Genomic DNA, 24,106 nt, shown 5'->3' on the forward strand with positions numbered 1-24,106 from the left:
CCCGAAAGTATTGCTGCAACGAAACCGGACGCGTTCCTGTCAACCTTAGTACACATAAAACGATACTCCAATCTTGCAATGAGGGCGTGAGTATCGTTAAACGAGCCTGAATTTCATCAGTCAGGCGTTCGAAAGTGGAGTTGTCCTACAAGGCGCCATTGGCGGGATTTGGGGCAAGGACGCGGTAGGGTCGTGCTGCGGCCTTCCTCCCTCTCCCTCTGGGAGAGGGCCGGGGTGAGGGCAGCCACCTCCCCAACGGGACCAGGCGACCGCCCTACCCCAAGCCCGGTACGCGGTACGGGCTGGACGCCTCCTCTGCGCCGCCGAGCAGCGCAGCGTTTCGCGGATCAGGGCTGGCGATTGTCTGAGCGAAGCGAGTTCGAGCCAGACCCCGCGAAACGCGAGCAGCGCAGGGCAGCCGCGAAGCGGCCGGTGCAGTGGGGTCGGCCGGCCCGTATCGCGTACCGGGCGCTCTCAGCAGAGAAAAGCGGCCTCAGGATGCCTTGTCCAACCCCAACAGCCGCACCGCATTCCCCTTGAGGATCCCCGGCATCACCTCCGGCTTGAAGCCCGCATCCTCGAAGTCCTTCAGCCACCGGTCCGGCGTGATCAGTGGATAGTCGCTCGCGAACAGGACACGGTCCTTCAGCAGCGTGTTGGCGTACTGCACGAGTTGCTTGGGGAAGTACTTCGGGCTCCAGCCCGAGAGGTCGATCCACACATTGGGCTTGTGCGTGGCCACGCTCAGGGCTTCGTCCTGCCAGGGGAAACTGGGGTGGGCCATGACGATCTGCATGTCGGGGAAGTCGATGGCCACGTCGTCGAGGTGCATCGGGTTGCTGTACTCGAGGCGCAGGCCGCCGCCGCAGCGCATACCGGAGCCGATGCCGCTGTGGCCGGTGTGGAACACGGCCGGCAGGCCGTACTCGGCGATGACCTCGTAGATCGGCCAGGCCATCTTGTCGTAGGGGTGGAAGCCCTGCACCGTCGGGTGGAACTTGAAGCCCTTGACGCCGTACTCCTCGACCAGCCGTCGCGCCTCGCGCGCGCCCATCTTGCCCTTGTGCGGATCGATGCTGGCGAAGGCGATCATCATGTCGCTGTTCTTCTGCGCATGCTCCGCGATCTCCTCGTTGGGGATGCGGCGGCGGCCCATGAACGACTCGGCATCGACCATGAACATCACCAGGCCGATCTTGCGCTCTCTGTAGTAGTCGATGCTCTCCTGGATGGTCGGGCGGCGGTTGGACCTGAAGTACTTGTCGGCGGCGCGGTCGTATTCCTCGCCGTAGTTGTCGAAAGGGTTCCAGCAACTCACTTCGGCGTGGGTGTGGGTGTCGATCGCGATCAGGTTCTGGTAGTCCACAGGCTTTGTCTCCAGGTTCGGGTAAGTACCGAGTTCAAGCGCCCCATGCGGTCTTGAATTGGTTATGAACCATAACCATAATCGAAGCCACACCGGAACGCAATCATGAACCACCCCGATCTTCACATCGAGCTTCGCGAGCACATCGCCATCATCCGCCTGACGCGCGCCGCCAAGCGCAATGCCTTGTCGGACGGCCTGATCCTCGCGCTGCGCGACGCCTTCGACAACCTGCCCGACACGGTTCGCGCCGCCGTCATCGATGGCGAGGGCCCGCACTTCTGCGCGGGGCTGGACCTAAGCGAATTGCAGGAACGCGATGCGGGACAGGGCATGCGGCATTCGCGCATGTGGCATGCGGCGCTGGAACGGGTGCAGTACGGGCCGGTGCCGGTGATCGCGGCGCTGCATGGCGCGGTGGTCGGCGGCGGGCTGGAACTGGCGAGCGCCTGTCACATCCGTGTGGCAGATGCCTCCACCTTCTACGCGCTGCCGGAAGGCTCGCGCGGCATCTTCGTGGGCGGTGGCGGCTCGGTGCGCATCCCCAAGCTGATCGGCGCGGCGCGCATGACCGACATGATGCTGACCGGCCGCGTCTACAACGCCGAGGACGGCGAGCGCGCCGGCTTCGCGCAGTACCTGGTGCCGGAGGGCACGGCCTTCGACAAGGCGCTGGAACTGGCGCAACGCGTGGCGCAGAACGCGCCGCTCACCAACTACGCGCTGATGCATGCGCTGCCGCGCATCGCCGAGCAGCCGGCGGATCACGGGTTCTTCACCGAATCGCTGATCGCGGGGATTGCGCAGGCCTCGCCCGAAGCGAAGACACGGCTCGCCGACTTCCTTGAAGGTCGCGCCGCAAAAGTAAGCAAGGACTGAGTCACTCCAACCGGTAAACGCGATGACACCATGACCGAGACGAAACCCACTCCCGTTGTCCCGCGCTACCGGCCGCTCGCCTTCGGCATCACGCGCGGCGTGCTGACCGAGGGCGCCCCCGGCGTGCGCTACCTCAAGGCCGAGGCACCGCTCGCGCCCTATGTCGACCGCATGACGGACCGGCTCAAGCACTGGGCCACGGTCGCGCCAGACCGCACCTTCATCGCCCGCCGCGAGCGCCTGCCGAACGGCAGCACGGGCGAGTGGATTCGCCTGAGCTATGCCGAAGCGCTGCACAAGGCGCGCAGCATCGCGCAGGCCGTGCTCGACCGTGGCCTCAGCGCCGAGCGGCCGGTTGCGATCCTCAGCGAGAACAGCATCGAGCATGCGCTGATCGCGCTCGGGTGTCTCTATGCCGGTGTGCCCTACTGCCCCGTCTCGCCGCCTTACTCCATCGTCAGCCAGGACTTCGACAAGCTGCGCCATGTGCTGGACACGCTGACACCCGGCCTGGTGTTCGCTGCCGATGCGAAGCGCTTCGGTCGCGCCATCGATGCGGTCGTGCCCGCCGATGTCGAGGTGGTGCTCGGCGAAGGGACGCTCGACCGGCCCACCACCTCCTTCGACGCGCTGGCCGCGACACCCGAGACACCGGCCGTCGATGCCGCGCTGGCCGCGACCGGCCCCGACACCATCACCAAGTTCCTCTTCACCTCGGGTTCGACCAAGCTGCCGAAGGCGGTCATCAACACGCAGCGCATGTGGTGCGCCAACCAGCAACAGATGCGCCAGTCGATGCCGGTGCTGGGCGAGGAGCCGCCGGTGCTGGTCGACTGGCTGCCGTGGAACCACACCTTCGGCGGCAATCACAACGTCGGCCTCGTGCTGGACAACGGCGGCACGCTCTACATCGACGACGGCAAGCCGACGGCCGCCGGCATGGCGGAGACGCTGCGCAACCTGCGCGAGATCGCGCCGACGGTGTACTTCAACGTGCCGACCGGTTTTGAGGCCATTGCCAACGCGATGGAAGTCGACCCCGTGCTGCGCAAGAACCTGCTCTCGCGTGTGAAGATGTTCTTCTATGCCGGCGCCGCCCTGTCGCAACCGGTCTGGGACAGCCTGCACCGCTCGCAGGAGGCCGAGGTCGGCGAGCGCATCGTGATGGGCACCGGACTGGGCATGACCGAGTCGGGCCCTTTCGCGCTCTACGTCACCGGGCCGAACGTAACCTCGGGCGACCTCGGCCTGCCTGCCGCCGGCATCGAGATCAAGCTGGTCGACATCGACGGCAAGACCGAGGTGCGCTATCGCGGACCGAACATCACGCCGGGCTACTGGCGCGCGCCGGAAGCGACGGCCGAGGCCTTCGATGAAGAGGGCTACTTCCTCACCGGCGATGCGGTGAAGTGGATCGACGACGACGACATCCACAAGGGCCTGCGCTTCGATGGCCGAATCGCCGAAGACTTCAAGCTCGCAACCGGCACCTTCGTCAGCGTGGGGCCGATGCGCGCGAAGATCACGGCGGCCGGAACGCCGTACATCCAGGACGTGGTGCTGACCGGCATCAACCTGAAGGAAGTCGGCGCGCTGATCTTTCCGACGCAGGCGGTGCGCAAGCTCGCCGGGCTGACTGCCGATGCGCCGCTACGTGAAGTGCTCGACAGTGCGCCGGTGCGCGCGCACTTCCAGCAGGTGCTCGACACCCTGGCCGCCAGCAGCACCGGCAGCGCCAACCGCATCGCACGCGCCTACCTGATCGATGAGCCGCCCTCCATCGACAAGGGCGAAGTCACCGACAAGGGATCGATCAACCAGCGCTCCGTGCTCAAGCATCGTGCCGCGCTCGTCGACGCGCTGCATGCGGACACGCTGCCCCACACCCTCAAGCCCCGATAGACATTCCCAAGGAGACACGACACATGAAGATCGAAGGACAAGCCGCACTCGTCACGGGCGGCGCATCGGGGCTCGGTGAAGCGACCGCGCGTGAACTCGCGCGCCTCGGCGCCAAGGTCGCGGTGCTCGACCGCAATGCCGAACTGGCGGAGAAGGTCGCGAAAGACATCGGCGGCATCGCCTGCGCCTGCGACATCACCAACACCGAGAGCGCCGTCGCCGCCATCGAACGCGCCGCCGCCGCGCATGGCCCGGCGCGCATCCTCATGAACGTCGCCGGCATCGGCAGTGCCAAGCGCATCGTCGGCAAGGACGGCAATCCCGCGCCGCTGGAAGACTTCGTGCGCGTGGTCAACGTCAACCTGATCGGCGGCTACAACATGGCGCGCCTGTTCGCGGCGGCTTGCGCCAAGCTGCCAGCGCTCGAAGACGGCGACAAGGGCGTGATGCTCTTCACCGCATCGGTCGCGGCCTTCGACGGGCAGGTCGGCCAGCAGGCCTACAGCGCATCGAAGGGCGGACTGGTCGGCATGACGTTGCCGATGGCACGCGACCTGGCGCAGCACGGCATCCGTGTCTGCACGATCGCACCCGGGCTGTTCGCGACGCCCCTGCTCATGGAATTGCCGGAACCGGTGCAGCAGTCGCTGGCCGCGTCGATTCCGTTCCCGCCCCGACTGGGCAAGCCCTCGGAGTTCGCCGAGCTGGCCTGCCATGTCGTGACCAACGGCCACCTCAACGGCGAGGTGATCCGTCTCGATGGCGCCTTGCGCATGGCGCCGCGCTGACCTTCCACAACCACCGGAGACATGACATGAGCACTACCCGTCGCACCATCCTCTCTGCTGCCGGCGCCCTCACCGCGCTCGCGGCGCTCCGCCCGTTGAGCGCCCTCGCGCAGGCTCTGGACCAGGTCAAGATCTACTACGGCTTTCCAGCCGGGAGCGCCGGTGACAGCGTGGCGCGTCGTGTGGCGGAGAAGCTGGGCGGCACGCCCTACAGCAAGAACGCCGGCTTCGTCGAGAACAAGCCCGGCGCCGGTGGCCGCATCGCCGTCGAGTCGCTCAAGGCCTCACCGCCGGATGGCTCCGTGCTGACGCTGGCCCCTGTGTCCGCGCTCTCGGTCTACCCGTACATCTATCCGAAGCTCAGCTACAAGCAGGAGGACGTGGCGCCGGTGTCGATCGGCGCCATCATGTTCCACGGCCTGGCCGTCGGACCCGCCGTGCCGGAAGAAGTGAAGACGCTGAAGGACTTCCTGGCCTGGGCCAAGGCCAACCCGGCACAGGCCAGCTACGGCTCGCCGGGCGCCGGCTCCATGCCGCATCTGCTGGGCGCCCTGCTCGGCCTGCGCGCCGGGGTGGAACTGAAGCACGTTCCCTATCGCGGCACCGTGCCCAGCATCACCGACCTGGTCGGCGGCCAGATCGCCGCCGCGATGAACCCCAGCGGCGACTACCTGCAATACATGAAGGCCGGCCGCGTGCGCGTGCTCGCCACCTCGGGCAAGAAGCGCTCGCCGTACCTGCCCGACGTGCCCACCTTCACCGAACTCGGCTATCCGGATTGCACGGTCGAGGAATGGTTCGGCTTCTATGCGCCGGCGAAGACCCCGGCGGCCACCATCGCCAGTGCGAGCGCCGCCATCAACGCCGCGCTCGCCGACAAGTCGGTCATCGATGCGCTGGCCCTGGTCGGGCTGGTGGCGCATGGCAGCACGCCGCAGGAAATGGCGGCCGACCAGAAGGCGGAGTACGAACGCTGGGGTCCGCTGGTCAAGCAGATCGGCTTCACGGCGGAGTCATGATGGGCAGGCCCGGTCTTCGCACGCGGCGTGTTGCTTCGCCCTCCGCCTTGCAAGGGGCGGCGCGCCGGCCGAGCCGGTTGCGTGGAGCCCCCGCGCTTGCACTGGCAGTCGCAACGCTGACAGGCTGCGCGGGCATCGCGCCGGGCATGCCGCCGCCGCAGCTCGGCGCCGCGCGGCCGGGCGAACTCACGGCCTGCGGCGACCTGGCGAACCTCAGCGGCCCCGTCGGCACCGTCATCACCCAGGCGACAGCCGTGCCGGGTGGGCCGGTCGCGATCGGCAGCGGCAGCCAACCCGCACCGGCGCACTGCCTTGTCCGCGGCAAGCTCAACGAGCGCGTCAGCGCGGTCGACAACAACACCTACGCGATCGGCTTCGAGCTGCGCATGCCGGTCGAATGGAACGGGCGCTTCTTCTACCAAGCCAACGGCGGGCTCGATGGCGCGGTGGTGCCCGCGCTGGGCGGCATCGGCGGCGGCGCACCGACCACCAACGCCTTGCAGATGGGCTTTGCCGTCATCAGCTCCGACGCGGGGCATCCCGGCTCGATGGGCCCGCGCTTCGGCATCGACCCGCAGGCACGGCTCGACTACGGCTACAACGCCGTCGCGCAACTCACGCCCATGGCCAAGGGGCTGATCGCGCGTGCCTACGGGCGTGGGCCGGATCGCTCCTACTTCGGCGGCTGCTCCAACGGTGGGCGGCACGCGATGGTCGCGGCCGTGCGTTCCGCCGGCGAGTACGACGGCATCCTCGTCGGCAACCCGGGCTTCAACCTGCCGAAGGCAGCCGTGGCCCAGCTCTACGGGGCGCAGCAATATGCCAAGGCCGCCACCGTGAAGTCGGACGCCGGCGAACCCGACCTGCAAAGTGCCTTCACGCCCGCCGAACTCAAGCTCGTGAACGACAAGGTGCTCGCGCAATGCGACGCACTCGACGGCTTGGCCGATGGCATCGTGGGCGACCTCAAGGCGTGCCAGGCGAACTTCAAGCTCGACGCCGCGGTGCCGACTTGTGCGCCCGGCGTGCGCGACGGCAGTTGCCTGAGCGCACCGCAGAAGACGGCGCTGTCGAACGTCTTCGCAGGCGCGCGCACCGGCACCGGCAAGCCGATCTACGCCAGCTTCCCTTGGGACGGCGGCATCAGCGGCAGCAACTGGCGCGAGTGGAAGTTCGCCAGTCCGGGCACGCGCGACTCCGGGGCGGTGCAGTTCATCTTCGCGACCCCGCCGATGGTCGACCGCCCCGGCGGCATGGCCTTCACGCTGGGCTTCGACGTGGACCGCGACCTGCAGCGCATCGAGGCCACCGATCCGGTCTACCGCACGTCGTCGATGGCCTTCATGACACCGCCCGACGCGGCCAACCTGTCGGCGCTGCGCAACCGCGGCGGCAAGATGATGGTCTACCACGGCACCAGCGACCCGGTGTTCTCGTCCGACGACACGGCCGCCTGGTACGAGCGCGTGCAGGCCGCGAACGGTGGCAACGCGATGGCCTTCGCGCGCTACTTCCCCGTGCCCGGCATGAACCACTGTTCGGGCGGCCCGGCCACCGACCAGTTCGAGATGCTGTCGGCACTGGTCGCCTGGGTCGAGCAAGGCCAGGCGCCGGCTTCGATCACGGCCAACGCGCGCGGCCCCGGGGCCAACGTGGTCAACGCGGAGGTACCAGCCAATTGGTCGCCCAAGCGCACCCGGCCCCTGTGCCCCTACCCGCAAGTCGCGCGCTACAAGGGCGGCGACACCGAAAGCGCAAGCAGCTTTGCCTGCAGCGCCCCCTGAAAGCTCTTCGCATGGACTACCAGCCTCGCCCCGAAGACCAGCGCTTCATCCTCGATGCGGTGCTCGGCGCCTCCTGCCGGCTCAACGGCCTCGCGCCCTTTGGCGAGTTCGACGCACCGCTGCAGTCGCAATTGCTCGAGGAGGCCGGCCGCTTCATCGGCGAAGTGATCGCGCCGCTGAACCGCGTGGGCGACGAAGCCGGCTGCCGCTTCGATCAAGGCAGCGTCACGACGCCGCCGGGTTTCCGCGAAGCCTATCGTGCGTTCTGGCAAGCAGGCTGGCCCGCCTTGTCCGCCGCACCCGAAGACGGCGGCCAGGGCCTGCCCGCGCTGCTGTCGGCCATCGTGTCGGAATGGCTCAGCGCAGCGAACCAGGGCTTCAACATGGCGCCCGGCCTGCTGCACGGCGCCTATGAATGCCTGAAGCATCACGGCAACGATGAACTGAAGCAGCACTACCTGCCGAAGCTCGCCAGCGGCGAATGGCTGGCCACCATGTGCCTGACCGAAGCCCATGCCGGCAGCGACCTCGGCCAGGTGCGCACGCGCGCCACGCCGCAGGCTGATGGCAGCCATCGCGTGAGCGGAAGCAAGATCTTCATCTCCGGCGGCGAGCACGACCTGAGCGACAACATCGTGCACCTGGTGCTCTGCCGCCTGCCCGATGCACCGGCCGGCCCCAAGGGCCTGTCGCTGGTGCTCGCGCCGAAGCTGCTGCCGGATGGCACGCGCAACGCGATCCACTGCGAGCGCATCGAGGAAAAGATGGGCCTGCACGGCAGCCCCACTTGCCAGATGCGCTTAGACGAGGCCACGTGCTGGCTCATCGGCGAGCCCAGCCGCGGGCTGCAGGCCATGTTCGTGATGATGAACTCGGCACGCCTGCTGGTCGCGTTGCAGGGCATCGGCCTGCTCGATGCAGCGTGGCAGAAGGCCGACGCCTATGCGCGCGAGCGGCGCCAGATGCGCGCACCGCAAGTGCCGGCCAGCCGCGGACCGAACGATGCCGCCGACCTGATCGTCGAGCATCCCGCGATGCGCCGCATCCTCGACACGCAACGCGCCTGGATCGATGGCGCGCGTGTGCTCACCTATCGCACGGCCTTGCTGCTCGACGTGGCGAAGCACGATGCGGACAAGGGGGTGCGCGAGCGTGCGCAGCGCTGGTGCGCGCTCATCACGCCGGTGCTGAAGGCGGCTTGCACGCAGCAGGGCTTCCAGGGTGCGAGCGAATGCCTGCAGGTGTTCGGCGGCCACGGCTACGTGCGCGAATCGGGCGTCGAGCAGATCGTGCGCGATGCGCGCGTGTCGATGATCTACGAGGGCACCAACGAGATCCAGGCGATCGACCTGCTGGTGCGCAAGGTGCTGCCCGATGGCGGAACCGGCATGGGCAAGCTGCTGGTCGAACTGCGCGACGAACTGGAAGCCTCGCGCGACACCGACGCGGACGCGCAGCGCCGGCTGGCCCAACTGCGCTACCTCACGACCACGGTGGCGATGGCCTCGCATGCCGACCCCGCGCTGCCCTACGAAGTGGCCGATGACTACCTGCGCGTGGTGATGCTGACGCTGATGGCCTGGGCCTGGGCGCGCATCGACGTGGCCGCGTCGGACGAGGCCGATCTCGCACGCTGGTCGGTGCCGGCCGCGGCCTTCCGTCGCCATGTGCTGCCGGAGTTCGACATGCGGCTGGGCATGGTCAAGCGGGCCTGCGAGGCGGTGAGCTTGCAGCCAGCGGCCTGATACGACGACGGCGGCGTTAAGTTACGCTCGCGGCATCATGCCGACCGCCCGCACACCTTCTTCTTCCGAATCCGCCGCACTGGACACGCGCGTCCTCGAATCCCTGGTGGGCTACAACACGCGCCGGGCCTGGAGCGTGATCAGTTCCGTGTTCGCCGAGCGCATGGCGGTGTACGGGCTCAAGCAGGTCGACTTCTCGGTGCTGTCATTGCTCGCGCACAACCCCGGCGCCACCTCGCGCCAGCTCTGCGCCACGCTCGACATCCTGCCACCCAACCTGGTGAGCCTGGTCGCCGCGATGGACAGCCGCGGCCTCATCGAGCGCCGCCCGCATCCGACCGACGGCCGCGCCGTCGGCCTGCACCTCACAGCCGCAGGCAGGAAGCTGGTGCGCGAGGCCGAGCAGACGGTGACGCAACTGGAACTGGATGCGAGCGCCAAGCTGACGGTGCGCGAACGGGAGACGTTGATCAAGTTGCTGCAGAAGGTCTATCTCTGAGCTGCCGCGGGCACGCTCAGGCGTCCCGCACGTCCGCCACCGGCTTGCTGCCAAAGTCGGCCCGGTCCAGATAACCCAGTACTTTCGCGGCCGCGGTCTCCGGCGAATCCAGCAGGCCTTGCGCCTTCAATTGCACGAAGCGCTCGCGATCGGGGAAATCATCGGCCCCGGTGCTGCGCAACGTGACTTGCATGTCGGTGTCGATCACGCCCGGCGCCAGCGACACGATCCGTGCGCCGTTCGGCCGCATCGCTTCTTCCAGCGCCACGGCACGCGAGAAGTGGTCCATGCCGGCCTTGGCCGCGCAGTACGGCGCCTGGCTGGCCATCGCGTTGCGGCCCAGGCCCGAGGAGATGTTGAGCACTTCGCGCCGGGCCGGCCAGTCGCGTGTCCCAGCGAGGAAGGCGCTCGTCAGCATCACTGGCGCACCGAGGCCAACGCGCAAAGCCTGCGCGATTTCAGCAATGACGCTGTCGCCCAGTGGCCGGGGATGGCCGACCGTGCCGGCGTTGTTGATGAGCGTGGCGCGCGCAAAACGCGATGGCTCGATCGCCTGCAGCCAGGCAGCCAGCCGTTCGGCCGCGACGACCGAATTGGCCAGGTCCTGCTGCCACTGTTCCAGCACGACGCCCGCAGCCCGGGCCGCTTCGGCCAGCGCGGCATCCCCGTGACGCGAGATGCAAACCAGCGTCGCTCCGGGTTGCAGCAGTTGTTGCGCCATCGCGCGCCCCAGGCCGCGCGAGGCGCCGGTGAGGATGGTGAGTCGGTTGGAAGATGAAGTGGTCATGTCGTGGCCTTGTCTGATTGTTGGAAGTTCAGGCGATGAATCCATCCCACACCAGCTTGATCCCGGTCAACAGCATGCCCAGGTAAAGCAGGCGATAGAACCAGGTCGAACTGATGCGGCGTGCGATGCGCACCCCCATCCACACGCCGAAGGGCGCCAGCGGCAGCAGCACCACCGAGGTGGCCATGTTGCGCCAGTCGAGCAACCCGAGCCAGGCATAGGGCACCCACTTGCTCAGGTTCACGACGAAGAAAAAGTACGCCATCGTCGCCGCGAACTCCACCGGCTTGAGCCGCAGCGGAATCACATAGGCATTGACCGGCGGCCCGCCCGCGTGCGCGATGAAACTGGTGAAGCCCGAGATCGTCGTCAGCACGCCGCCCGCAACGCGTGATGGCGGCGCCGCGTCGGCCTTGGGCGGGAACAACAGCCGCTGCGCCAGGAACAGCAGCGTGAACAGGCCCACGATGCCCGCCACGGCATGCGCCGACAGCGTGCGAAACAGCAAGGCCCCGATCACCGTGCCGACCAGCCCGAAGGGAATGAGGAAGCCGAGCAGCCGCCGATCGAAGTCGCGACGGAACGCGGCAAGGCCCAGCAGGTCCATCAGCAGCAGCACCGGCATCAGGATCGCGGCGGCCTCGGGCACGGTGACGGCCAGCGCCATCATCGGCACGGCCAGCGAGCCGAAACCGGCGCCAAAGCCGCTCTTGCTGATGCCGAGCAGCAGCACGGCCGGCACGGCGGCGGCGTAGAAATGGGGGTCGGAGATGGGAGCGAACTGCAAGCGGCGGATTTTCACACGCGCATGCCCGCGCTGCCGGACCGCAGTGCGCCTTCACTCATGCCATCGCGACCCTCGCCGCTTTCACCGCCAGTTGCGAACCCTCGACTTCCAGCGCAAAGCGAACCGGCAGGAAGCGTTCGATCACCGCGCAGTTGGTGCGTGTGTGCTCGGTCAACTCGCTGCAGGTGAAAGCCGCGCTCCGCCCCGACTGCCACACCGCCAGCCCCATCAACAGCGCAAGCTGGTCGGCCAGATGCGCGCCCACCGCGGCGTTGCCGGCCTGGAACGCACGCACTTCCACGACAAGGCGACGTGCCACTTCCTCCGCGCTCAGGCCGCGTTCACCCAACGAGCAGAACACCTCGGTCACCTGCTCGTATTCCAGCGTCGCCATCAGCGCATTGCCGGGGCCTTCGTTCTGGCGCTGCTCGCCGATGCGCAGCTGATCACCCGACCAGCCCATGGCCGCCCCCACCGCATCCAGCTCGCGCCGTGCGATGTTGCGCGCGAGCCCGGGCGCCAGGCATTCGGCGAAGGCCGCCTTCGGCGCACCACGCGCCAGCAGGTCGAAGGGCTGCAGGCCGCCCGCGGCCGGATGGATCGCAGCCTCGACCTCGCCACCGCCCGCAGGATAGAAGCCGCAGCGACGCAGCGTGAGCTGCAGGTCCGCGCCCATGCGACGCACCAGCGGCGCATAGGCACGCTGCAGGAAGTGGAATGGCGGCGCCATCGGGTTGTGCGTGCCACCGCTCAAGCGCACACGGCTGGGCGCATCCGCGAGCATCAGCGCTGGCAGCACGGTCTGCAGTACCAGCAGGCAACTGCCGGCACTGGCAATGGCAAAGCGGTAGTCGCCCGCGCGCACCGCACCGGGCGAGAAGCACAAGGTCTGCGCGCCCAGTTCCGCGCCCTCCACCTGCGCGCCGCTGACGTCAGCGGCCGCGAGCACGCAGGCCAGGTGCTGGCGCATCAGGCCGGGCTTGGGTCGCCTGGCACGGATGCGCTCGATGCGCAGCGGGCGGCCAGTGACCATGGAGAGCGCAAGCCCGGTGCGCAGGATCTGGCCGCCGCCTTCGCCTTGGGAACCGTCGAGTTCGATCATTTCTTCTGTTCTGCTTTGCCTTGTTTCTTGTTCAGCACGCCGTCCGCGTCCAACTCGAACACATCGAAGTCGTTGGCAAGCCAGAGGCCGCCGCTGTACTGCGAACGAGCCTCCGTCTCCAGTTCCATCAGCCCCTCGGCGTTGTGATAGCGCGCGCTGAAGTGCGTCAGCACCAGGTTCGGCACTGCCACGGCCTGCGCGAACGCGGCCACCTGCTTTGCCGAGCTGTGCATCGGTCCGGGACCGGCCTTGTCCAGCACGGCTTGCGTGTAGGTCGCTTCATGCACCAGCACTTGCGCGCCATGGCATGCTTCGGCCAGCAGCGAAACGTCGGCGTTGTCACCGCCGATGACGGCGCGCACCTGCTGCGCCTGTTGCGTCGCAAAGTCGGCGCTGCGCAGCATGCGGCCCTCGAAGCTCACGTCCTGGCCCTCCTGCAACGCCTTCCACAATGGTCCGGCCGGCAGACCGGCCGCGCGCAATGCATCTGCATCGAGCTTGATGCGACGCGTCTCCACATCGACACTGAGCGCATGACTGGGCACGCGATGGCTCAACGCATGGGCGCCAATGCGCACGCCGGCCGCGTCCCACAACGGCGTCGCGCCCGAGGCGATGTCGACATGCGTCACCTCGAAGGGCAGATGCAGGTCGGTGCAAGCGCGTGTCGCGTCCAGCCAGTCCCACACCGGCAGCGGCGCGATCAGCTTCAGCGGCTTCTTGCGCCCCGCCATGCCGGCGCTCGCGAGCAAGCCCGGCAGCCCGTAGCAATGGTCCCCGTGCACATGCGTGATGCAGATGGCGGCCAACTCGTGCAGCGACAGCCGCGTGTGCTGCAACTGATGCTGCGTGCCTTCGCCGACGTCGACCAGGAACCAGTCGTGCCCAGCCACCGTTTGCACGGCCAGGCTGGTCACATTGCGCTGCCGCGTGGGCACGCCGGAAGAAGTTCCGAGGAAGGTCAGCGTCAGCATTGCGTCCTCAGCCTTTCACGCACACCACCTGCTTGAGCGTGTAGACCACCTCCACCAGGTCCTTCTGCGCATCCATCACCGCATCGATGTCCTTGTAGGCCATCGGGATCTCGTCGATCACGTCGGCATCCTTGCGGCATTCGACGCCTTCGGTCGCGGCGATCTGGTCGGCGATGGTGAACATCTTCTTCGCCCTGGTGCGGCTCATGGCGCGTCCCGCGCCGTGGCTGCAGCTCATGAAGCTTTCCGGGTTGCCCTTGCCGCGCACGATGTAGCTCTTCGCGCCCATGCTGCCGGGGATGATCCCCAGCTCACCGGCCTTGGCACTCACCGCCCCCTTGCGGGTCACGAGCACGTCCTCGCCGAAGTGCGTCTCGCGGCTCACGTAGTTGTGGTGGCAGTTCACCGCTTCCACATGCGCCTCGAAAGGCTTGGCGATGACCTTGCGCACGGCACCGACCACGCGCTGCATCATCACCTCGCGATTGGCGCGGGCGAACTTCTGCGCCCAGCCCACCGCACGCACGTAGTCGCCGAAGTACTGCGAGCCTTCCTCGAAGTACGACAGGTCCTGGTCGGGCAGGTTGCGCTGATGCACTTCAGCATCCTTCTTCGCCAGTTCGATGAAATGCGTGCCGATGGCATTGCCCACCCCACGCGAGCCCGAGTGCAGCATGAACCACACGGCACCGGCTTCGTCCAGGCACACCTCGATGAAGTGGTTGCCGGTCCCGAGCGTTCCCAGGTGCTTGCGGTTGTTGGTGTTCTTCAGGCGCGGGTAGTCCTCGCAGATCGCATCGAACTCGTCGACGAGCCTGGCCCATGCCGCGTCCGTTTCGTTCGGCGGCGTTTCCCACGAGCCCTTGTCGCGGCCCATGCGCTTGGGGTTGGAGCCGTGCGGCACTGCCTTCTCGATGGCCGAGCGCAGCGGGCCCAGGTTGTCGGGCAGGTCGCGGGCGTTGAGCGTGGTCTTGCACGCCATCATTCCGCAGCCGATGTCCACGCCGACGGCGGCGGGGATGATGGCCTTGAAGGTCGGGATCACCGAGCCGACGGTGGCGCCGATGCCGTAGTGCACGTCCGGCATGGCCGCGATGTGCTTGAACACGATGGGCAGGCGCGCCGCGTTCTCGAGTTGCTTCTGCGCCTCGGCTTCCACGGGCACGCCGCGGGTCCACATCTTCACGGGGACGCCGTGCTCGACTTCATGCAGCTTGTAGTTGTTGATCGATTCCATGCTTGTTCCCTCTTCGGGTCGTTCGGGGAAAGCACCACCTCGTGTGCCCTCCCCCGACTCACGCCACACGGCGCTTGCCTTGGTATTGCGAAGAATGTGCCAGCGGCCCCAAGCCGCTCTCCGGTTGATGCAACCCCTTGATTGGAAAGGCGTTTTTTTCAAACCCTGTGTTCGCCTCGCGGTCGCAATTCAGCTTTACTAGAATTTGCGCTAGTTATTTAGCTACAGATGAAACCCATTGTCGTCATCGGCTTCCTCGGCACCCAGCTCGACTCCGGCCAGGGCGCTGGCCGGTGGTCCAAGTGGCGACCGACGGTAGCCCTGACCCAGCATGAAGACAAGGTCGTCGCCCGCCTCGAACTGATCTGCACCCGTGCGCACACCGCGCTGGCGGAAGGGGTCCGGGCCGACATCTCGACCGTGTCACCCGAAACCACGGTCAACGTCGTCGTGCTCGACATCGCCGATCCCTGGGACTTCGGCGAGGTCTACACGCGCCTCTACGACTGGGCGCGCAACTACGCCTTCGACACCGAGCGCGAGCAGTACTGGGCGCACATCACCACCGGTACGCACGTCGCACAGATCTGCATGTTCCTGCTGGCCGAGTCCCGCGTCATTCCCGGTGTGCTGGCGCAGACCTCGCCGGCCAAGCGCCAGCGCCAGGGCGATCCGGGCAGCGTGGCGTTGATCGACCTCGACCTGTCGCGCTATGACGCCATCGCCAAGCGCTTCGACGCCGAGCAGCGCGACGCGGTGACCTTCTTGAAGAGCGGCATCGCCACGCGCAATGCCCGCTTCAACGCACTCATTGACGAGATCGAGCATGTGGCAGTTCGCTCGCGCGCGCCCATCCTGCTGGTCGGCCCGACCGGTGCGGGCAAATCCTTCCTGGCGCGTCGCATGTACGAGTTGAAGAAGGCGCGGCATCAGGTGGGCACCGGCGTCTTCGTGGAAGTCAACTGCGCCACCTTGCGTGGCGACGGCGCGGCCTCGGCACTGTTCGGCCACAGGAAGGGGGCCTTCACCGGCGCAGCCACCGAGCGCGCAGGGCTGCTGCGTACCGCGCACGAAGGCGTGCTGTTCCTCGACGAGATCGGAGAACTCGGGCTCGACGAGCAGGCCATGCTGCTCAAGGCCATCGAGGAGAAGCGCTTCTTTCCGATGGGTGCCGATCGCGAAGTGGCAAGCGACTTTCAACTCATCGCCGGCACCAACCGCGACCTGCGCGAGGAGGTGGCGGCCGGGCGTTTCCGGGACGACCTGTTCGCCCGCATCAACCTGTGGACCTATGCGCTGCCCGGCCTGGCGCAACGCACCGAGGACATCGAGCCCAACATCGAGCATTTGCTGATGCTCCATGCGGGCGAGGCGAATCGCGTGGTGCGATTCAACGCCGAGGCGCGCGCCGCCTACCTTCGCTTCGCACAGAGCGCGGACGCGCCGTGGAGCGGCAACTTCCGTGACCTGAGCGCCAGCGTGACGCGGATGGCGACGCTCGCGGATGGCGGGCGCATCACGGTCGGGCTCGTGGAGGCGGAGATTGCGCGATTGCGTTGGCTCTGGCAACGCGCCAGCGCGCCTTCGCACGGCGCGCAGGACGTCGACTTGAACGCGCTGCTCGGGACCGAGCGCGCCGAGGCGATGGACCTGTTCGATCGCCTGCAGTTGGAGGCCGTGCTGCGCATCTGCCAACAGGCGCGCACGCTGTCGGACGCCGGTCGTCAGCTCTTTCATGCCTCGCGGACGCAACGCAGCGTGGTCAACGATGCCGACCGCCTGCGCAAGTACCTCGCCAAGCACGGATTGAGCTGGGACACCCTCTCCACCGCGCTTCGCTGACAGTCGACCCATCGGAGCCCGGCGCAAGCTCGATGCTGGCGCCACAGGCCTCCGAGCGCGGAATCGAACACCCGCCCACAGCCATTGCCCGGGTAATCCCCAATCTTTAAGTATCTAACTAGTTAGTAACATCACGCCAACAGGCAACGTCTTGCCTCCAAGGGTGTGTGATGAAGAAGTCTTGTCAACGAGCGCGTCGCGTATGCAGTCGAACCTGAGAATCGCGGTGTTCGGCACCGGTCTCGCGTGGGCTCCGCATCGCGACAGCCTCCTCGACCTGCGTGATCGCTTGGACGTCGCATGGATCGTCGGCCGCAACATCGAACGCACCGGCGAGCAGGCGGCGATCTTCGAGGGCGCCCGCCCCACTACTTCCATCGACGACGTGCTCGCCGACGCCAGTGTTGGCGCCGCCCTGGTGCTGACGCCGCCGCACACCCACCTGGATATCGTCCAGCGCCTGGCGGCGCGCGGCATCCATGTGCTGCTGGAGAAGCCCCTGGACATCGACACGGCCCGCGCCCGCGCTGTGGTCGACGTATGCCGCGCACACGGCGTGACGCTCGGCGTCGTCTTTCAACATCGCATGCGCCCGGCGTTCCGGCACCTCAAGCAACTGTTGCTCGATGGCGCATTGGGCACGCTGACTCATGCGCTGGTGGATGTCCGCTGGTGGCGGCCGCAGAGCTACTACGACGCACCCGGCCGCGGCACGTTGGCACGGGACGGCGGCGGCGTGCTGCTGACGCAGGCCATCCACACGCTCGACCTGTTCCTCGACCTGGCCGGGCCGGTCGATGAAGTCGCGGCCCTGAGCACGACCAGCGCGGCGCACCGCATGGAGTGCGAGGACCTGGTCTGCGGCTCGCTGCGCATGCGCAACGGCATGCTGGCAAGCCTGGTCGCCACCACCGCCGCCTTCCCCGGCTTTGCCGAGCGCATCGAACTGGGCGGCACGCTCGCCAGCGCCACGCTCGGTGGCGGCGAACTGCGCGTGCAATGGCTGGATGGCCGCGAGGAGCGCTGCGGCGAACCCTCGGCGACCGGCGCCGGCGCACAGCCCATGGCCTTCGGGCACGGCCCGCATCGCGCCCTCATCGCCGATTTCGTGGATGCGATCCGCGAGCGGCGGGCGCCCGCCGCAGACGGCGAGGCCGGCCTCGCGGTGCATCGCCTGATCGAGGCCCTGATCGATTCGTCCGCGGCACGCGCGTTCGTGCCGCTCCACCACAGCAAGGCCCTCGCATGACATCGAGCAACCCGCCGATCTCGGGCGACACACGACTGTTCGCGATCATCGGGGACCCGATCGCGCAGGCCAAGTCGCCTGCACTCTTCAACCGGCTTTTCGCGGAGCTCGGGGCCAATGCCGTGCTGGTGCCGCTGCAGGTTCCGGCGGCGCAGCTTCCCGTCGCCATCGCGGGGCTGAAGGCCCTTGCCAACCTCGACGGCATCGTCGTCACAGTCCCGCACAAGGTCGCCATCCTGGAACACCTCGACCTGCTGGGCGTCCATGTACAGGCGGTCGGTGCGGCCAATTGCATGCGCCGACTGGCGGACGGGCGTTGGCAGGGCGAGATGTACGACGGCGCCGGTTTCGTGGCCGGCCTGCAGGCGCAAGACATCCAATGCGTGGACCAGCGCGTGTTTCTCACGGGCTGTGGTGGCGCCGGCAAGGCCGTCGCGCACGCCTTGGCTGGCGCCGGCATCGCCGCGATCCGGCTGGTCGATTCAGACCCCTCACGCCAGCACGAACTCGCCCGGCAGTTGCGCGCGATCCACCCGCGCCTGCAAGTCAGCGAAGGCGGGCATGCCGACACCGAACACGACCTTGCCATCAACGCCACGCCCTGCGGCATGGCCGCAGGCGACCCGCTCCCCTTCGCGATCGACGGGTTGCGCCCCGACGCCATCGTCGCCGACCTGATCATGAAACCGGAGCGCACGCCGCTGCTGCTCGCCGCCGAGTCGCGCGGACATCGCATCCATCTCGGCCGGCACCTGCTCGAGAACCAGGCCGCCCTGGTCACGCGCTTCTTCGGCCTTCAAGAAACCCCCGTCACCGCATCCACACCCCATCCAGGAGAGAACCCATGAGCACCCGCATCCTCGACACCCTGCCCCGCTTCACCCGCCGCGCCCTCTGCGCCACGGGCCTGCTGGCCATCGCCATCACCAGCCATGCGGCCGACTACCCCACGCGCCCCATCGAACTCATCGTGCCCTGGGCCGTCGGCGGCGGCACCGATGCCGTGGCCCGCGCCTTTGCCGACGTGGCCGGCCGCAACCTGCCGCAGCCCGTGATCGTGGTCAACCGCCCCGGCGCCTCCGGCTCCATCGGCCACACCGAAGGCGCCAACGCCAAGCCCGACGGCTACAAGCTCACGATGGTGACGCCGGAGGTTTCGCTCGCCTACCTGCAAGGCATCGGCAAGACGCAATGGCAGGACTTCAACTACATCGCCCGCATCAATGCCGACCCGATCGCGCTGGTCGTCAAGGCCGATGCGCCCTGGACCACGCTCGAACAGTTCCTCGCCCATGTGAAGAGCCATCCCGGCAAGACCACCGTCTCCAACTCCGGCGTCGGCGCCACCTACCACCTGGCCGCCATCGCGCTCGAGAAGAAGGCCAACATCGAATTCAACAACGTGCCCTACATCGGCGCCGGCCCGGCGGTCGTCGGCCTGCTGGGCGGCCAGGTCGACGCCACCTTCGCCACCACCGGCGAGGTCGGGATCCACGTGCAGGGCGGCAAGCTCAAGATGCTGGCCGTGATGTCGGACAAGCGCCTGAAGGACTTCGACCAGGTGCCGACCTTCAAGGAACGCAACATCGACTTGCAACTGGGCACATGGCGCGCCCTGGCCGCGCCCAAGAGCACGCCGGCCGACGTGATGGCCACCCTGCGCAAGGTGGTCGACAAGGCCACGCAGGACCCGGCCTATCGCGAGTTCTTCAAGCGCCAGTACCTGGGCCTGGTCAACGAGGACGGCGACAAGTTCCGCGTCGCGCTGGAGCGCGAGAACGCGTTCTACTCGGACATCGTCGGCAAGCTGGCGCTCGGAAAGTAATTACCCGGCACCACTGACCTGCGCCACCATCCGGCTCAAGCGCTCCACGTCGCGCAGCACCATGGCCTTGCCGTCCTTCTCGACCAGGCCGTCGCGGGTCAATTGGGCCAGCTCGCGGCTGACCTGCTCGCGCTGGGTGCTGATGCGGCTGGCCAGCGCCTCGTGCAGCGGCGCAGGGTCCAGCCTCGCGACGTTGTCGACGACACCTTCCGCGCGCGCCATCCGCAGCAGTTCCGCATGCAGCCGGTTCTGCACGCCGAGCGTGCTCAGTTCGATCACGCGTTGCGACAACTGCCGCACCAGGCCCACCAGGTGGCGCATCTCGCGCTCGGCCACAAGGGGTTCTTCACGCAGCAGCGCCATGAACGCAGCGCCGTCCAGGCTGGCCACGGTGCTGGCCTCCAGCGTGACGACATCGGCCGAGCGCGGTTCGCCGTCGATGGCGGCCATGTCGCCGAACCAGTCGCCTTTCACCGAATCCCTGAAGCTCACCTGCCGGCCGCCCGCCGAGTAGCTCGTCACGCGCAATCGGCCGGAGAGCAGCAAGTACACATCGCCCGACGGCGGGTCGCCGCGCAACAGCAGGGGTTGGTGCGCCGTCAGGTGCTGCCAGCGGCATTGCTGCGCCAGTCGTTCCAGCCGCGCGTCGGGCAGGCCCGCGAACAGAGGCAGGGAGCGCAAGGCCAGGCTGGAGCGAAACGGCGGATCCATGGGCGTCGGCGGGCATTCCATTCTGCGCGCCGGGCCACGCGTTGCGCAAATGTGTGCGCCAGCGCACATCCCTCGCAAGCGCCCGGATCCACACTGCCGCCTCACGGATGCGATCTCCGCGGTCCGAACGTTGCAGTCGAAGGAGGCCTCCTCATGAACGCCACGCAAATCGCAATCTCGGCCACCCTCGTGGCGGGCGGCACGGTGTCACCGGCGCAGACCGTGCCCGCGGAGCAATGGACGGGACCGGCCGTTTCCACCGTCGGTGGCGCGGTGGTGCGGGCCGATGTCGTCGCCGCGCTGAACATCTTCCTGGCACAGCGGCAAGCAACACCCGAGGCCTGGGCCGGCAGCGCGGATTCGGCGAGCGTCCACACGGGAGGTGCACAGCGCGCGGAGGTCAAGGCCGACACCATCATGGCGACCCGCGCCGGCCTCACCGGCTACATGACGCGCAATGAGTACAACCCCGAGAGTGCGGAGTCGAAGCGCCGCAACGCACGCTACATCCGGCTGCGCTTCGGCCCCGAATACACGGACGAGGTTTCACGGCTGCAGGGTTTGGCTCACCGGGTTGCCGCCGTGTCAACGGCCAGCGAGCCCGACACCGACGGGAAGTAGCGCACGACGTACGCGCGCGCATGCGGGTCCCCGGTGCGCATTCAAGGGTGCAAGCGCGCGCCCGATCGGGAATTTTTTTCGCATTCAAACGACGGATTGTCGAGTGAAGGTTTCCTGTACGAGCGGGGAACTCGTCAATTCAAGGGGCGTGTGCTAACTTCCGCGCGGGCGCCACCGGGGACCTCCGCGGCGCCTCATCTACAAAATCAGGGAGACACGAAAAATGGCAAACAGCCAGTACACGGCACGCAAGAGCGTGGCCGATATCGTCGCGAGCGGGGAAGGCGGTCACACGCTGCCCAAGTCGCTCGGCGCATTCAGCATCACAGCCATCGGCGTCGGGGCCATCATCGGCGCCGGCATCTTCGTACTGACCGGCACCGCGGCCGCGCAGTACGCGGGGCCCGGCATCATGTTGTCCTTCATCCTGGCCGGGTTCGCCTGTGCCTTCGTCGGACTTTGCTACGCCGAACTGGCGGCGCTGATTCCGGTCAGCGGAAGTTCCTACACCTACACCTACGCCACACTCGGCGAGTTGGCCGCCTGGATCATCGGCTGGGACCTCGTGCTCGAATACGCGATGGGTGCGGCGACCGTGGCCGTCGGCTGGTCGGGTTATCTCGGCAGCCTGCTGGGGCAGTTCGGCATCCACCTGCCGCCGGCGCTCATGCATTCGCCGGGCACGGTCACGCTGAAGGACGGCTCGACCATCACGGCGCTGTTCAACCTGCCGGCCGCGCTCATCATCATGGCGCTGACCGTGCTGCTCATCCGTGGCACCAAGGAGTCGGCCAGCCTGAACAACGTGATGGTGGCCGTGAAGCTGATCGTCGTGGTGGCCTTCATCGGCTTCGGCATCGCCTACGTCAACCAGGACAACTGGACGCCGTTCATCCCCGCCAACACCGGTGAATTCGGCCACTTCGGCTGGAGCGGCGTGCTGCGCGGTTCCTCGGTGGTGTTCTTCGCGTTCATCGGCTTCGACGCCGTGTCGACCGCGGCGCAGGAGGCCAAGAACCCGCAACGCGACATGCCCATCGGCATCCTGGGTTCGCTGATCATCTGTACCGCGCTGTACGTGGCCGTGGCCGCCGTGCTGACCGGCCTGGTGCCCTACACCAAGCTGAACGTGCCGGACCCGATCGCCCTGGGCGTGGACGTCATCGGCAAGCCCTGGCTGTCGCTGCTCATCAAGTTCGGCGCGCTCGCCGGCCTGACCACCGTGATCCTGGTGCTGCTGTATGGCCAGAGCCGGATCTTCTACACGATCGCCAACGACGGCCTGCTGCCGAAGTTCTTCTCCACGCTGCACCCCGTGCACGGCACGCCGCACATGAGCCAGATCTTCATCGGCATCATCTGCGCCATCGTCGCTGGCCTGGTGCCGATCCACATCCTGGGCGAGATGGTGAGCATCGGTACGCTGTTCGCGTTCATCCTGGTGTGCGGCGCGGTGATCTACCTGCGCAAGAGCGAAAAGGACACTTATCGTCCTTTCCGCGTTCCAGGCGTGCCGATCATTCCGGTGCTGGGCATCATCTTCTGCCTGGTCCTGATGAGCGCGCTGCCGGGCGACACCTGGCTGCGTCTGGTCGTGTGGCTCGCCATCGGCCTGGCCATCTACTTCGGCTATGGCCAGCACCATTCGGTGCAACGCCAGAAGCAACTGGCGAAGGCCGGAAAGCGCTGATTGCGCCTTCGCCCCAGCCAAGCAAAAGCGCCTTCGGGCGCTTTTCTTTTGGGGGATCGACGGACGCCGCGCCCGCTTATAGACTGCCCTCGGGAGGCCACCATGTCGAAGGAAGACGATGCCTCCAGCGAGTTCCGATCAGTCCCTCCTGCTCGTCGACAACGAGTTCCCGGTGCGCTGGCTGCGCCGCTTGCGGCTGGTGCCGCCGAACAGCCTGGGCATCCTTCGCCGGGCGATCGTGCTCGCACTGCTGAGCTGGCTGCCGATCGTGATCTGGTCGACCACCATGTCCCGGATGGGCGGTGAGCCGGTTGCAGGCGAGTCCTTGCTGCGGCACTACGGCGTCCATGTCCGCTGCCTGCTTGCGATTCCGCTGCTGATCGTGGCCGAGGTGCCGCTGCAGAACATCCTGCAGCAACTGATCCACCAGTTCCGGGCGAGCGAGATCGTGACGACCGGGCCGAACTCTGCCTTCGACCGCCTGATCGACGAGGTGCGCAAGGTGCGCGACCTGACCGTGCCGTGGATCATCGTGCTGGGCGGCGCGCTCGCCTGGGCCGTGGCGTCTCAGCCCTCGGTGCATGACGACACGATGATCTGGGCGGTCGATACGTCCGGCAAACTCGGCTTCGGCGGGTGGTGGTTCGCCTACGTGGCGAACTCGATCTACACGGCGCTGGTGCTGGCCTGGCTGTGGCGGATCCTGCTGGTGACGTGGTGCTTCTGGCGCATTGGCAGGCTGGACCTGTCGATTGTGCCGACCCACCCCGATCGCGCGGGCGGCCTCGGATTCCTCGACAAGTTGCCCCGCGCCTTCGGGCTGGTGGGCTTCGTGCTGTCCGCCACGATCTCCTCACGCTGGGCGCACGAGATCGTCGTGCACGGCACGCTGATCGGGACGTTCCAGTTGCCGGCGCTCCTGTTCGCCGGGCTCTGGACGCTGTACCTGCTGATGCCGCTGCTGGTGCTCACGCCGGCCATGTTCGTGGCGCGGGAACGGGCGCTGCCGGACTACGGGGCACTGGTGGGCAAGCAGGGGCGGTTGGTGCACCGCCGCTGGATCAAGCACGAGGAAGTGGAAGACGAGACGATCATCGAGGCGCCCGGCATCGGCGTCATGGCCGACGCCGCCGCCATGTACGACGCGGCCTCGAAGATGCGATTCGCACCGGTCTCGGTGAAGGTGCTGCTGCAAATCCTCGTGCCGATCGCGGTGCCTTTCATCGTCGTGGCCAGCTTCCAGATTCCGCTGGGGCAGATGCTGCTGAAGCTCGGAAAGGCGATAGCCTAGGCCCACCC

General features: G+C 67.3%; 21 protein-coding genes. 14 read left to right on the forward strand and 7 right to left on the reverse strand.

The genetic code is table 11. The features are described from left to right. Positions 1-493 precede the first annotated feature (493 nt). Positions 494-1,366 (reverse strand): amidohydrolase family protein, encoded by an 873-nt coding sequence (locus WKW79_RS14225; RefSeq protein ID WP_340335815.1) that lies wholly within the window; start codon positions 1,364-1,366, stop codon positions 494-496. Between the two features lie 105 nt (positions 1,367-1,471). Here WKW79_RS14225 and WKW79_RS14230 point away from each other — a divergent pair, with 105 nt between their 5' ends. The 7 genes from WKW79_RS14230 to WKW79_RS14260 all read left to right on the forward strand — a co-directional run bounded on the left by WKW79_RS14230 (position 1,472) and on the right by WKW79_RS14260 (position 9,982). Next, positions 1,472-2,245, forward strand: a complete 774-nt coding sequence (locus tag WKW79_RS14230; RefSeq protein ID WP_340335816.1) for a crotonase/enoyl-CoA hydratase family protein — start codon at positions 1,472-1,474, stop codon at positions 2,243-2,245. A 30-nt stretch (positions 2,246-2,275) separates the two neighbouring features. Then, positions 2,276-4,147, forward strand: coding sequence for a feruloyl-CoA synthase (locus WKW79_RS14235; RefSeq protein WP_340335817.1), 1,872 nt, complete (start codon positions 2,276-2,278; stop codon positions 4,145-4,147). Positions 4,148-4,170: 23 nt separating this feature from the next. Continuing rightward, positions 4,171-4,935: an SDR family NAD(P)-dependent oxidoreductase gene (locus tag WKW79_RS14240; protein ID WP_340335818.1), complete on the forward strand. Its 765-nt coding sequence runs from the start codon at positions 4,171-4,173 to the stop codon at positions 4,933-4,935. 26 nt (positions 4,936-4,961) lie between these two features. Further along, positions 4,962-5,954, forward strand: coding sequence for a tripartite tricarboxylate transporter substrate-binding protein (locus WKW79_RS14245; RefSeq protein ID WP_340335819.1), 993 nt, complete (start codon positions 4,962-4,964; stop codon positions 5,952-5,954). A 146-nt stretch (positions 5,955-6,100) separates the two neighbouring features. After that, positions 6,101-7,738, forward strand: coding sequence for a tannase/feruloyl esterase family alpha/beta hydrolase (locus WKW79_RS14250; RefSeq protein ID WP_340336053.1), 1,638 nt, complete (start codon positions 6,101-6,103; stop codon positions 7,736-7,738). An 11-nt stretch (positions 7,739-7,749) separates the two neighbouring features. Then, on the forward strand, positions 7,750-9,483 hold the full coding sequence (locus WKW79_RS14255) for an acyl-CoA dehydrogenase family protein (RefSeq protein WP_340335820.1): 1,734 nt from the start codon (positions 7,750-7,752) through the stop codon (positions 9,481-9,483). 37 nt (positions 9,484-9,520) lie between these two features. Further along, positions 9,521-9,982, forward strand: a complete 462-nt coding sequence (locus WKW79_RS14260) for a MarR family winged helix-turn-helix transcriptional regulator (RefSeq protein WP_340335821.1) — start codon at positions 9,521-9,523, stop codon at positions 9,980-9,982. Between the two features lie 16 nt (positions 9,983-9,998). Here WKW79_RS14260 and WKW79_RS14265 read toward each other — a convergent pair whose 3' ends face one another. From WKW79_RS14265 to WKW79_RS14285, 5 genes are read right to left on the reverse strand one after another with little or no spacing between them, the layout of a single operon-like run. Then, entirely contained in the window at positions 9,999-10,769 is a 771-nt protein-coding gene (locus WKW79_RS14265) for an SDR family NAD(P)-dependent oxidoreductase (RefSeq protein ID WP_340335822.1), read from the reverse strand. A 28-nt stretch (positions 10,770-10,797) separates the two neighbouring features. Continuing rightward, a complete protein-coding gene (locus tag WKW79_RS14270; protein WP_340335823.1) occupies positions 10,798-11,556 on the reverse strand; it encodes a sulfite exporter TauE/SafE family protein in 759 nt (252 codons plus the stop codon). Between the two features lie 55 nt (positions 11,557-11,611). After that, positions 11,612-12,658, reverse strand: a complete 1,047-nt coding sequence (gene rtcA / locus WKW79_RS14275; RefSeq protein WP_340335824.1) for an RNA 3'-terminal phosphate cyclase — start codon at positions 12,656-12,658, stop codon at positions 11,612-11,614. Next, entirely contained in the window at positions 12,655-13,632 is a 978-nt protein-coding gene (locus WKW79_RS14280; protein ID WP_340335825.1) for a ribonuclease Z, read from the reverse strand. The genes rtcA and WKW79_RS14280 overlap by 4 nt, the downstream gene beginning before the upstream one ends. A gap of 7 nt (positions 13,633-13,639) precedes the next feature. Continuing rightward, the gene (locus WKW79_RS14285) at positions 13,640-14,869 is read right to left on the reverse strand and encodes an RtcB family protein (RefSeq protein WP_340335826.1); all 1,230 of its coding nucleotides are present in this window, start codon (positions 14,867-14,869) and stop codon (positions 13,640-13,642) included. Between the two features lie 228 nt (positions 14,870-15,097). Between WKW79_RS14285 and rtcR the strand changes: the two genes are divergently transcribed. The 4 genes from rtcR (at position 15,098) to WKW79_RS14305 (ending at position 19,785) form a co-directional block, all read left to right on the forward strand. Continuing rightward, a complete protein-coding gene (rtcR, locus tag WKW79_RS14290; protein WP_340335827.1) occupies positions 15,098-16,711 on the forward strand; it encodes an RNA repair transcriptional activator RtcR in 1,614 nt (537 codons plus the stop codon). A 202-nt stretch (positions 16,712-16,913) separates the two neighbouring features. Continuing rightward, positions 16,914-17,960, forward strand: coding sequence for a Gfo/Idh/MocA family protein (locus tag WKW79_RS14295; RefSeq protein WP_340335828.1), 1,047 nt, complete (start codon positions 16,914-16,916; stop codon positions 17,958-17,960). Next, on the forward strand, positions 17,957-18,808 hold the full coding sequence (locus WKW79_RS14300; RefSeq protein ID WP_340335829.1) for a shikimate dehydrogenase family protein: 852 nt from the start codon (positions 17,957-17,959) through the stop codon (positions 18,806-18,808). Before WKW79_RS14295 ends, WKW79_RS14300 begins: the two co-directional genes overlap by 4 nt. Further along, complete coding sequence (locus tag WKW79_RS14305) at positions 18,805-19,785, forward strand: tripartite tricarboxylate transporter substrate binding protein (protein WP_340335830.1); 981 nt, start codon at positions 18,805-18,807, stop codon at positions 19,783-19,785. The genes WKW79_RS14300 and WKW79_RS14305 overlap by 4 nt, the downstream gene beginning before the upstream one ends. Here WKW79_RS14305 and WKW79_RS14310 read toward each other — a convergent pair whose 3' ends face one another. After that, on the reverse strand, positions 19,786-20,496 hold the full coding sequence (locus WKW79_RS14310; protein WP_340335831.1) for a Crp/Fnr family transcriptional regulator: 711 nt from the start codon (positions 20,494-20,496) through the stop codon (positions 19,786-19,788). Positions 20,497-20,649: 153 nt separating this feature from the next. Between WKW79_RS14310 and WKW79_RS14315 the strand changes: the two genes are divergently transcribed. From WKW79_RS14315 to WKW79_RS14325, 3 genes are all read left to right on the forward strand, one after another. Then, positions 20,650-21,117, forward strand: coding sequence for a hypothetical protein (locus WKW79_RS14315; RefSeq protein ID WP_340335832.1), 468 nt, complete (start codon positions 20,650-20,652; stop codon positions 21,115-21,117). 223 nt (positions 21,118-21,340) lie between these two features. Then, positions 21,341-22,807: an amino acid permease gene (locus WKW79_RS14320; RefSeq protein ID WP_340335833.1), complete on the forward strand. Its 1,467-nt coding sequence runs from the start codon at positions 21,341-21,343 to the stop codon at positions 22,805-22,807. A gap of 118 nt (positions 22,808-22,925) precedes the next feature. Further along, positions 22,926-24,098 (forward strand): hypothetical protein, encoded by a 1,173-nt coding sequence (locus WKW79_RS14325; protein ID WP_340335834.1) that lies wholly within the window; start codon positions 22,926-22,928, stop codon positions 24,096-24,098. Positions 24,099-24,106 lie beyond the last annotated feature (8 nt).

Origin of the sequence: Variovorax robiniae (genome assembly GCF_037889955.1) — a bacterium.
Taxonomy (GTDB): domain Bacteria; phylum Pseudomonadota; class Gammaproteobacteria; order Burkholderiales; family Burkholderiaceae_C; genus Variovorax; species Variovorax robiniae.

Coding starts and splice junctions, on each gene's coding strand:
- WKW79_RS14300 (WP_340335829.1), top strand. CDS start 17,957: ATGACATCGAGCAACCCGCCGATCTCGGGCGACACACGACTGTTCGCG.
- WKW79_RS14245 (WP_340335819.1), top strand. CDS start 4,962: ATGAGCACTACCCGTCGCACCATCCTCTCTGCTGCCGGCGCCCTCACC.
- WKW79_RS14295 (WP_340335828.1), top strand. CDS start 16,914: ATGCAGTCGAACCTGAGAATCGCGGTGTTCGGCACCGGTCTCGCGTGG.
- WKW79_RS14230 (WP_340335816.1), top strand. CDS start 1,472: ATGAACCACCCCGATCTTCACATCGAGCTTCGCGAGCACATCGCCATC.
- WKW79_RS14255 (WP_340335820.1), top strand. CDS start 7,750: ATGGACTACCAGCCTCGCCCCGAAGACCAGCGCTTCATCCTCGATGCG.
- WKW79_RS14305 (WP_340335830.1), top strand. CDS start 18,805: ATGAGCACCCGCATCCTCGACACCCTGCCCCGCTTCACCCGCCGCGCC.
- WKW79_RS14240 (WP_340335818.1), top strand. CDS start 4,171: ATGAAGATCGAAGGACAAGCCGCACTCGTCACGGGCGGCGCATCGGGG.
- WKW79_RS14285 (WP_340335826.1), bottom strand. CDS start 14,869: ATGGAATCGATCAACAACTACAAGCTGCATGAAGTCGAGCACGGCGTC.
- rtcR (WP_340335827.1), top strand. CDS start 15,098: ATGAAACCCATTGTCGTCATCGGCTTCCTCGGCACCCAGCTCGACTCC.
- WKW79_RS14265 (WP_340335822.1), bottom strand. CDS start 10,769: ATGACCACTTCATCTTCCAACCGACTCACCATCCTCACCGGCGCCTCG.
- WKW79_RS14325 (WP_340335834.1), top strand. CDS start 22,926: ATGCCTCCAGCGAGTTCCGATCAGTCCCTCCTGCTCGTCGACAACGAG.
- WKW79_RS14280 (WP_340335825.1), bottom strand. CDS start 13,632: ATGCTGACGCTGACCTTCCTCGGAACTTCTTCCGGCGTGCCCACGCGG.
- WKW79_RS14235 (WP_340335817.1), top strand. CDS start 2,276: ATGACCGAGACGAAACCCACTCCCGTTGTCCCGCGCTACCGGCCGCTC.
- WKW79_RS14250 (WP_340336053.1), top strand. CDS start 6,101: ATGCCGCCGCCGCAGCTCGGCGCCGCGCGGCCGGGCGAACTCACGGCC.
- WKW79_RS14320 (WP_340335833.1), top strand. CDS start 21,341: ATGGCAAACAGCCAGTACACGGCACGCAAGAGCGTGGCCGATATCGTC.
- WKW79_RS14315 (WP_340335832.1), top strand. CDS start 20,650: ATGAACGCCACGCAAATCGCAATCTCGGCCACCCTCGTGGCGGGCGGC.
- WKW79_RS14260 (WP_340335821.1), top strand. CDS start 9,521: ATGCCGACCGCCCGCACACCTTCTTCTTCCGAATCCGCCGCACTGGAC.
- WKW79_RS14310 (WP_340335831.1), bottom strand. CDS start 20,496: ATGGATCCGCCGTTTCGCTCCAGCCTGGCCTTGCGCTCCCTGCCTCTG.
- rtcA (WP_340335824.1), bottom strand. CDS start 12,658: ATGATCGAACTCGACGGTTCCCAAGGCGAAGGCGGCGGCCAGATCCTG.